Source organism: Blautia sp. Sow4_E7 (assembly GCF_052116245.1).
In the GTDB taxonomy this organism is placed as follows: Bacteria; Bacillota; Clostridia; order Lachnospirales; family Lachnospiraceae; genus Blautia_A.
Genome location: NZ_JBQKLL010000107.1, coordinates 1 through 1,610 on the forward strand (window position 1 = coordinate 1; position 1,610 = coordinate 1,610).

1 protein-coding gene and 1 pseudogene are annotated in these 1,610 nt (G+C 42.2%); both read left to right on the forward strand.

Features of this window, described 5'->3' with window-relative positions; genetic code table 11:
• Positions 1-505: pseudogene (locus tag ACTQ50_RS19535) on the forward strand (hypothetical protein); the annotation flags it as partial.
• Complete coding sequence (gene dprA, locus ACTQ50_RS19540) at positions 505-1,266, forward strand: DNA-processing protein DprA (RefSeq protein WP_441040236.1); 762 nt, start codon at positions 505-507, stop codon at positions 1,264-1,266. The pseudogene ACTQ50_RS19535 and the gene dprA, both read left to right, overlap by 1 nt.
• The last annotated feature ends 344 nt before the right edge of the window (positions 1,267-1,610 follow it).

Here is a 1,610-nt window from a genome sequence, read left to right on the forward strand (position 1 = left end):
TCCTGTGGTGTTTTTCGTGAAAAGTGTGAAACACACTTTTTACACTTTTCACACCATTATCTCATCTTTTGGAGACGCAAGGAAGTTGACTGGTTATTCACCATTTACGATAGATATACAGAAAGAAGTCCATCCTGTGGATTTCTTTGCAATAGCAGACCAGAAATCAGGGGCTTCTTCGGAAGAATTGCGTACAAAGGTAGAAAAAGCCAGGAAGATACAGCAGGAGAGATATGCGCAGGAAAAAGGGATCAACTGTAATGCGCAGATGACAACGGAACTCATACAGAGATATTGTGTGCTGGATAAAGATTCATTGAAGTTACTGAGAGAGACCAGTGAAAAGTATGGATATAGTGCCCGTGTGATCCACAAACTATTAAGACTTGCCAGGACCAGTGCGGACCTGGATGGAGAAGAAAAAATCCGTCAAAAAGATATAGAAAAAGTTCTGACGTGCCGGGAGCTGGACAAAAGCAATAGTAAAATGGTGGTGGTTAAATAATGATATACTGGATATGGCTTACGCAGATACCATTTATCGGCCCTGTTACAACCAGATACCTGATAAAAGAACTGGGAGATGCGGAAAAGATTTATCAGGCTGACCATGAAACCCTAAGCGGAATGTCAGGACTGTCTGCAAGACAAAGAGAAAGTATCATCAGGAATCATTCATTGGAAAAAGCGAAAAGGATCATGGATGATTGCCAAAGCAAAAATATCTCTATCTTATGCTGGAACGACGATCGTTATCCTTTACGTGCCAGAGAGCCTGCTGATGCGCCGCCAATGTTATACTATAAAGGAAATATCAAGAAAATGGATCAGACAGTTGGAATAGTAGGTGCGAGAAGATGCAGCCAGGAAGCAAAACAGGAAACGGTATTTCTGGCGTCAGAATATGCCAAGACCCGGATTGCAGTTGTCAGCGGAATGGCCAAAGGAATCGACAGCTATGCACATACGGCATGTCTCAATGCCGGTGGCTACACAATAGCAATATTAGGAAATGGTCTGGATATCTGTTATCCAAGTGAACACCACAAACTGATGAAATGTATAGAGGAAAAAGGTCTGCTCCTGTCAGAATGCCCACCCGGAACTTCACCATCCAGATACACGTTCCCCAGAAGAAACCGCCTGATCAGCAGCTGGTCCGATAAATTAATCATAATCCAGGCCGGGAAAGGCAGCGGAGCATTGATAACGGCAGAATATAGCAGAAAATATGGGAGAAAAGTGGAAATGAGAGAAAGTAGATAGGTGTTCGCATATGAAAAGTATCGAGTATAACTGTGAACTTCCGTAATAATTAACTCTCGTTTGTGTTCTAAAAGGCAGAAAAGATGATAAAAGTCCTTATTTTCAGTAAGTGCCTCAAACATTGATGTAGGTATTATAGCAGGAACTCTGCTAGTTTACACTACGTCATGTTTTGAGGCACTTACAGAAATATGACAGACCACGGTTTATTTGATATCCACTGCCACCTGATTCGTAAGCGCACAGTTTTAAGGTGTACCCCATAACTGAAATCTGGCACCCTGCGCTAGGATGCCAGACATGCGAGTATTTTACTCCATTTTTATTTGCAAGTTTCCCGAACA

Bases quoted from the DNA above. Each gene is read 5' to 3' on its own strand.
- dprA (WP_441040236.1), top strand. From the start codon at position 505: ATGATATACTGGATATGGCTTACGCAGATACCATTTATCGGCCCTGTT.